A 7,483-nucleotide genomic window follows, 5' to 3' on the forward strand; every position below is an offset into this window, starting at 1 on the left:
GTTTGGGGGCGGCGCCACGCCCCCAACGGGGGGTTTGGGGGGTAGAACCCCCCAAAAGCTTGGATTGAGTGATAAAACCGAAAGTAACGCCCAATTTTAGGAGAAAGTTTCCCCTTAAAAATCCCAAATTAGTAGATTTACAAAAATGAGATGCACCCGCCGAAATCTATCTCATCTTCTCATCACTGTCTTCAATTTCTTGATCATCTTGATTGATTTCTTCTTTAAATCCCCGTAAAGTTTTCCCCAAAGCTGCCCCAAATTCGGGTATTTTTTTCGGTCCAAATATCAGGAGAACAACCACAGCAATAATTACTATTTCTGGCCAACCTAATCCAAACATAATCTTGAAAGTAAAAAGTAAAAAAAGAGAAAGGAGTCAGAATTCAGGAGTCAGGAGTCGTAAACTTGGAGAATTGCCAGATTCTGTCTTTTGCACGAGTGCCTGTTGCCTCTTGCCTTCAGAAGCTGATAACTGATAACTGATAACTGATAACTGATAACTGATAACTGACTCTATGCTGCCACTTCAGCGCGTTTGTAAGCTTCGTCGAGGACTTCTGAGAGAGTCGGATGGGTGTGGATGCGGAAAGCGAGTTCATGGACAGATTTGCGTTCAGCGATCGCATTGGCCGCTTCTTGAATTAAATCCGATGCGTGGATACCGATAATATGAACACCGAGTAATTCGCCCGTATCCTGACGATAAACGACTTTAGCGATGCCTTCCGTTTCTCCTTCCGCTAAAGCTTTGGAATTTCCCTTAAAATAGGTCTTGACAGAAGCAACCTTATACCCTTCTTCCTGTGCCAAAGCTTCTGCTTGCGGTTCCGTTAAACCCACATAACTAATTTCGGGGTGGGTAAAAGCGGCGGCGGGAATACTGCGATAATCGATGGTTTTTGGGCGATTACAGATATTTTCAATGGCTATTACCCCTTGACCCGAAGCAGCGTGAGCTAACATCATTTTACCCGTAGCATCGCCCACGGCCCAGAGATGGGGAACCGGTTCACCGGACTGAATTACCTGCATTTTGTCATTAACGGCAATAAAACCGCGTTTATCCAGTTCTACCCCAACAAATTCCAAGCCGAGATTCTTTGTCGCCGGGATTCTTCCTGTAGCGACTAAACAAGCATCTACCTCTAAAATTTCGATCGCTTCTTTGCTTTTTGCGTCCACCAGTTCAATGGCCACAGGATTCCCCGGTTTAATACTTTTTGCCAAAACTCCCACATAAGTCTCGATGTCTCTAGGTTTAATCAGAACTCTTTCCGCGATTTTCGAGATTTCTGGGTCAAATCCTGGCATGAGACTATCTAAAGCTTCGATCATCGTCACTTCACAACCCAAAGCGGTGTATATATCCGAAAATTCCAGACCGATATAACCACTACCGATAATTGCGATCCACTTGGGTAAAGTTTCTAATCTAACGGCCTCATCGCTGGTAAAAACCGTTTTGTGATCGATCTCGATCCCCGGTGGGACAAAGGGAACCGACCCCGGACAGAGCATAATATCCTTAGCGGTGTAGATTTTTTCGCCACTATCCCCGATGACGCTAACTTTTTGCGGGCCGGCGATTTTTCCCCAACCGTGGATAGTATCAACCTTGAGACGTTTAAGACTATTAGTGAGATCGCCTCTAATTTTACTGACAAGGTTGTTAGCATGATCGGCAATTGTCGGACGGTCAAAATTAACGCCAGCGATGGCAATACCTAGACTTTTCAGATGGTCACTATCGGCTAATTCGCGCACTCGTCCCGAGGCTGCCAGTAAAGCTTTAGAAGGAATACAACCGCGATTGACACAGGTTCCTCCCATATCTTTGGCTTCGATAATAGCTGTTTTTAGCCCACATTTGACTGCGTGTAGGGCTGCCCCGTGGCCACCAACTCCAGCACCGATAATAATTAAATCGTAGTCGAATTCACTCATAGTCTCTCTGACTCTCAAAGTTAGCATTATCCCATTTTACGATCCACTGCGATCAAGCTGTGCTATCCTGGGCAAAAACTGGAGCCAGTTTTTAGCCATCAGGCTCTTGTGCATTGAAACTGGCTATTGGCAATTTTAGGACAAGACGTTACTAGACCTCTGGTAAAAATCAAAAATTGTTGTTGGGATTAGGAGCCGGTCGTCAGTAGTCAGGAGAATTAAGCATGAATAATAATCAATTAAATGGTCTCTTCACAGATTTTAGGCAATTTAATCCTTATTTTTGCCGTTTTTGAATCCTCAAAAATTAATTATGCAAGACGTTACTGAATCAAGATATGAATAAGTAGGTGGGTGTTAAAAATTGTCAGATCCCCCCGCCTATCGGCACCCCCCTTATCAAGGGGGGCAGGGGGGATCAAAGACAAAATCTATCTTCAATTTAATTGAAACCATTTACTTATTAATTCTGCATCGTATCCATAAGTTAGTCTAGTGCTAGATTGGAAAAATTAGACCTCCCGCCAATACTTTGCCGGATGGGGGTATCATCTTTCTCCTACCATAATTTAGGCTCGAAACCAGAATCATTAATTATTTCTACTGTTTCTCCCGATGGTTTAATCACAAATAAACCTTGTTTATAGGCATAACGATCTACTCCTTCATCTATTTCTATTCCTGCCACTGCACCATAAGCTTGATAGTTTTTATAATGGGGAAATGCTTGTTTAAATCGACTTAATTTTTCTAAAAATTCATTGACATCATCTTTCGATAAACGAGACTTACATTCTACTAAAACTACCTCGGTTTCATCGACGGCTAAAATGTCAATCTCCATGGCTATTCCTTGCCGTTTTACCCTGGCACGACTGTAGGTTTCTTTAACATCGATACCTTTGCCACGAAATAGGCTAATAACAGCAGGTTCGACTAATTCCTCGACAAATCTTCCCCAGCGAGTGGTTAAACTATCCACAGCACGACTGGTATTGGCCACTGTTTTCTCTAGCTTGGCTAAACGGCGATCGGCTTCAGCAGCCCGGCGATCGGCTTCGGCAGCCCAGCGATCGGCTTCGTCCTTGGCTTCGGCGGCCCGGCGATCGGCTTCGGCCTTGGCTTCGGCGGCCCGGCGATCGTATTCATCGGCCCGGCGATCAGCTTCGGCCTTAGCTTCAGCCTTGGCTTCAGCAGCCCGGCGATCGTATTCTTGGCGTGATTGTTCAAACTTTTCGTTAGTTTTCTCAAAAAGTTTATAGATATCTTCGATGGTAATCGGTTGAGACATGGTTATTTGTTTTAATCTTTCTTATTTTACTTCTTACTATAATTGTACTAGCAAAGTGCAAGTCATTTTAGGGACGGGTGTGAATTGAGCAAGTCAATGGTTATACTAAATCCGTTGAGTAACGCACAGAAAACGGGTTTCTCGGAGAAACCCGTTTTCTACTCATGCACTCATGCAAAACGGAGAATAAATAATCAGTTTTTAATAACTGGATTTAGTATGAGGACGATATAGCGGGGACGGGAACCACAGTTTCTTCGTTGATCATGGTTTCTAATTGTTCAGCCTGGGATTTGGCTCAATAAATTGATCATTGCAAATAATTGTTACGAATACTTGACTTAAGATATGTCTATGCCCACAGAAACACAAATCAAAGAAAAAGCGCTAGAGTTAGGTTTCCATGGGGTCGGTATTGCTTCTGTGGATAGTCAAGACTCGGCGGTATCCCATCTAAAAAGCTGGTTAGAGCGCGGTTATCACGCTGATATGGATTGGATGACTAACCCGAAACGACAGGATATCAAAACTCTTTGGCCAGAAGTGCGATCACTAATATGTCTTGCCCTTAACTACTACACCCCCCAGCAACACAGTCCAGAACAAAACCATGGCAAAATTTCCCGTTATGCTTGGGGACGGGATTATCACAAAGTATTAAGTAAAAAATTAAAAGCCCTCAGTCAATGGTTAGAAAGTCAGGGGGAGCAAATTCAAACCCGTTACTATGTGGATACAGGACCGGTACAGGATAAAGTTTGGGCGCAAAGAGCAGGGATCGGCTGGATTGCCAAGAATGGTAACTTAATTACCCGCAATTACGGTAGTTGGGTCTTTTTAGGGGAAATATTAACTAATTTACCTTTAGAACCCGATCGACCCCATAGCGCCCATTGTGGCACCTGTAGCCGTTGTTTAAGCGCTTGTCCCACCCAAGCAATAGTTAGTCCCTCTGTGGTGGATGCTAATCGCTGTATTGCATACCATACCATCGAAAATCGTGCTGTAACTTTGCCTACAGAAATTGCCGAGAATTTACAAGGTTGGGTAGCTGGCTGCGATATCTGTCAAGATGTCTGTCCTTGGAATCAACGTTTTGCCCAAGTTACCGACGTGGAGGATTTTCAACCTCGTCCCGAAAACCTCTCGCCAAGGTTGGAGGAATTAGCTAATCTAACTATAGAGGAGTGGGATCGTCGTTTCATCTCGTCAGCCCTGCGTCGAATTAAACCCCAGCAGTGGCGACGTAATGCCCAAGCTAATTTAGCCCATTCCCCTCACCCCGCACAAGATGACAATTAAAGTAGTCGTGTTCGATTTTGATGGTACTATCGCCGATACCCACGATACTTTCGTGGAGATTGTCAATCGTTTGGCTAAAAATTTTGGTTATCAACCCATCAACGAGGAAGATTTGGCCAGACTAAAAAACCTTAGTTCCCAAGAAATTATTAAACAATCCCAAGTTTCCCCCGTTAAAATCCCTTTTTTACTCTATCGAGTTAAACGGGAATTAAATAAACAAATTGAATGTCTGAAACCTTTCCATGGCTGGCATCACTGCCTAGCCACTCTTAAAGAAAGAGGCTATAGATTAGGAATAATAACTTCTAATACCAAGGAAAACGTCACCATATTTTTAGCAAATAATCAACTCTTAAATTTATTTGATTTTATCTATTCGGGAACGCCTTTATTCGGCAAACACAAAATTATTGATCGCCTGATCCGACAAAATAAATTCTGTCCCGATGAAATGATTTATGTCGGCGATGAAACCAGAGATATTACTGCTGCCCAAAAAAGTCAAGTGCAGGTGGTGGCAGTCGCTTGGGGCTTTAATTCCCCTCAAATTCTCTCCCAATTTAACCCTGATCATCTCATTGATCATCCCCTAGAATTATTGGATATTTTAGATAGGGCTGGCTGAAAAAGTTTTTACTAGGAGCATGGACATTTGTACTAGAATATCCAACACTCAGTTTAAATATAGACTTCGATCGATGGGGGCAGAGAGACTCGAACTCTCACGAGCTTATAAGGCTCAACGGATTTTAAGTCCGTAGCGTCTACCATTCCGCCACGCCCCCGTTATTTAACCGACAATTTTTTATCATATCACAAATAATTTAATTGGCAAGAGTATTTTCAGCAAATTATTTTAGTCCGCCAATTCGATCGCCGCAAAGGGGGAAAGAGGGGGTAAAATGATCAGCAGGTGAATTGCAGTTCACCGACAGCCATTGATAAAAATCAATCCTTATGCAATCAATTCTGACGCAAGAAACCATTATCATCGCCCTGATCTACCTATCTCTCAGTGTCTTGTATTTGCTCGTCATTCCCGCCGTTATCTACTACTACCTCAATACGCGCTGGTATGTGGCATCTTCTTGGGAAAGAGGGTTTATGTACTTTCTGATGAGCTTTTTCTTCCCTGGGATGCTGTTGTTAAGTCCTTTCCTTAACTTCCGTCCCCAACGTCGTACCCTAAAAGCTTAAGTTATCACCAAAAAAACCCATGAGACGCATTGATGTCATCGGGATCGGTATAGGGATGTTTGCTATGGGCGGCATCCTCTACATTATCCTACAAAAAACCGGTTTAGATAGTGCTTCGGCGGGAATTTGGAGTCAAGCGGTGTTGGTAGGTGGTGTCATCGGTTGGATTTTTACCTATCTGTTTCGAGTTGCCACCGATAATATGACCTACGGCAAACAGCGCAAGGATTACGAAGATGCCGTCTTTAAAAAACGCCTGGAAGCGATGACTCCCGAAGAAATCGCCCAAATGCAGCGGGAGATTGAAGAAGAAAAAACTAAATAGGGCTGGCTGAATAAATCTAAAAACCTTGCTGGATAACACTTTTAGACTTTTTGTCAATCAAAAAGTACCAGATATGGGAGTGATCAGGGGGAAATTCAGGGACTTTTTCCCTGAAAATTAGGTAATTGACCCCCTCAAAATCGGTAAAACCCCACACCCCACACCCCACACCCTACACCCTGCCCCTAGGAAAAACTTTTTCAGCAAACCCTAAGTAGTCGGACTTAGCGGAGGCAGGGGGCAGGAGGCCGTTTTTGTAACGGGGATTTATGCCCCGCTCCAAAAACTTTTCGCCTTAAGGCGAGGTTTTAGACCCGATTTTTTCGATAAATTAATTGCTACCACTAAACACAACTTCGGGGAATTTTAACTGTGCATCGGCCATGGGGATTTGTCGGCCTTGATTGCGTAACTCTTGCCAAAAATTAATTACTTCTGTGGCTTTGTTGAGAACATCAACGCGATCGGACTCATCAATCCAGTGTTTTGCTTCTAACTCCTCTTGCAGTTGTTGCCAAGCATCATTGCGCGGCCAGAAAAAATAAGCGGTGAGGGGGCTAGTTCCTTTGCCGACCACCTGATCCACAGCGATCGCTACGTTCTGATCTAACCACAATACTTTTAAAATAAACTTTGATTCGGAACTGACTGTCATTGTTAATCGTTAATCGTACAATTCTCGATTATATCATCTTTTGACTCAATTTTCCGCAGTCAGTTTTTAACTATTTTTTGCTGTTTTTTCGCTAATAACCGCTATGATTCCAGAAACAGACTCTTTACCCTGTAAACAAATCGGTGTGGCCGTAATTAGAGATGATCGAGATTTAATTTTAATTGATCGCCGTCTAGCCAAGGGACTCTTGGGCGGTTTTTGGGAATTCCCCGGTGGCAAAATCGAAGGCAATGAAACGGTACAAGAATGTATTAAACGGGAGGTATTAGAAGAAATTGGCATTGAAATCGCAGTGGATAGTCATTTAATCACCATCGATCACACCTATAGTCATTTTCGGGTTAATCTACAAGTATATAACTGTCGTTATCTCAGCGGCGAAGCGAGAGCGATCGAATGTGAAGAAATCCGCTGGGTAACTATCGAGGAGCTAAATCATTACACTTTCCCCGCGGCCAATCAAGAGATTATCGAAAATTTGGGTTAAAACCCCGTCCTTTTAGGACGGCTTTAAGCTACAATGGAAAAAGCGATAACCAAGCTAAAAACTGAACCTTGACAACAGATAGTAGGGGGTTTTGTTCAGAAAAGAATTCAAATTCGGCCTTGAACGAGTAAAACTTTCTAGGAAATAAGGTTGAACATTAGATTTTTTCGACTTGTTCAAAGTGGCCGTCCGGCATCCGGACACTCAAAACGGACGGGTCGAAAGAGTCAGACTTAAGCAATTAAGCGTTTTTCG

9 protein-coding genes and 1 tRNA gene are annotated in these 7,483 nt (G+C 43.2%); 5 read left to right on the forward strand and 5 right to left on the reverse strand.

All coding sequences use genetic code 11. The features are described from left to right. Positions 1-166 precede the first annotated feature (166 nt). From tatA to O9332_RS18495, 3 genes are all read right to left on the reverse strand, one after another. Positions 167-343 (reverse strand): twin-arginine translocase TatA/TatE family subunit, encoded by a 177-nt coding sequence (tatA, locus tag O9332_RS18485; RefSeq protein WP_002763330.1) that lies wholly within the window; start codon positions 341-343, stop codon positions 167-169. A gap of 173 nt (positions 344-516) precedes the next feature. Beyond that, the gene (gene lpdA, locus O9332_RS18490) at positions 517-1,947 is read right to left on the reverse strand and encodes a dihydrolipoyl dehydrogenase (protein ID WP_002763328.1); all 1,431 of its coding nucleotides are present in this window, start codon (positions 1,945-1,947) and stop codon (positions 517-519) included. Positions 1,948-2,506: 559 nt separating this feature from the next. Further along, a complete protein-coding gene (locus O9332_RS18495) occupies positions 2,507-3,238 on the reverse strand; it encodes a hypothetical protein (protein ID WP_002763327.1) in 732 nt (243 codons plus the stop codon). Between the two features lie 354 nt (positions 3,239-3,592). Here O9332_RS18495 and queG point away from each other — a divergent pair, with 354 nt between their 5' ends. Both queG and O9332_RS18505 read left to right on the forward strand, forming a co-directional pair. Beyond that, positions 3,593-4,540, forward strand: a complete 948-nt coding sequence (gene queG / locus O9332_RS18500; protein ID WP_002763325.1) for a tRNA epoxyqueuosine(34) reductase QueG — start codon at positions 3,593-3,595, stop codon at positions 4,538-4,540. Beyond that, a complete protein-coding gene (locus O9332_RS18505; RefSeq protein ID WP_002763323.1) occupies positions 4,530-5,168 on the forward strand; it encodes an HAD-IA family hydrolase in 639 nt (212 codons plus the stop codon). Before queG ends, O9332_RS18505 begins: the two co-directional genes overlap by 11 nt. Positions 5,169-5,242: 74 nt before the next feature. Here O9332_RS18505 and O9332_RS18510 read toward each other — a convergent pair. Further along, positions 5,243-5,328 (reverse strand) — tRNA-Leu (locus tag O9332_RS18510). A gap of 172 nt (positions 5,329-5,500) precedes the next feature. Between O9332_RS18510 and ndhL the strand changes: the two genes are divergently transcribed. Both ndhL and O9332_RS18520 read left to right on the forward strand, forming a co-directional pair. Next, positions 5,501-5,740, forward strand: a complete 240-nt coding sequence (ndhL, locus tag O9332_RS18515; RefSeq protein ID WP_002732218.1) for an NAD(P)H-quinone oxidoreductase subunit L — start codon at positions 5,501-5,503, stop codon at positions 5,738-5,740. A 19-nt stretch (positions 5,741-5,759) separates the two neighbouring features. Continuing rightward, positions 5,760-6,065, forward strand: a complete 306-nt coding sequence (locus O9332_RS18520; protein ID WP_002763321.1) for a DUF3007 family protein — start codon at positions 5,760-5,762, stop codon at positions 6,063-6,065. Between the two features lie 331 nt (positions 6,066-6,396). On the opposite strand, the gene O9332_RS18525 is transcribed toward O9332_RS18520, so the two are convergent. After that, the gene (locus tag O9332_RS18525) at positions 6,397-6,720 is read right to left on the reverse strand and encodes a 30S ribosomal protein PSRP-3 (protein ID WP_002760450.1); all 324 of its coding nucleotides are present in this window, start codon (positions 6,718-6,720) and stop codon (positions 6,397-6,399) included. A gap of 103 nt (positions 6,721-6,823) precedes the next feature. On the opposite strand from O9332_RS18525, the gene mutT reads away from it, so the two are divergent. After that, positions 6,824-7,228 (forward strand): 8-oxo-dGTP diphosphatase MutT, encoded by a 405-nt coding sequence (gene mutT, locus O9332_RS18530; protein WP_288026787.1) that lies wholly within the window; start codon positions 6,824-6,826, stop codon positions 7,226-7,228. The last annotated feature ends 255 nt before the right edge of the window (positions 7,229-7,483 follow it).

Origin of the sequence: Microcystis sp. LE19-10.1B, from assembly GCF_027530565.1 — a bacterium.
Lineage (GTDB): Bacteria > Cyanobacteriota > Cyanobacteriia > Cyanobacteriales > Microcystaceae > Microcystis > Microcystis aeruginosa.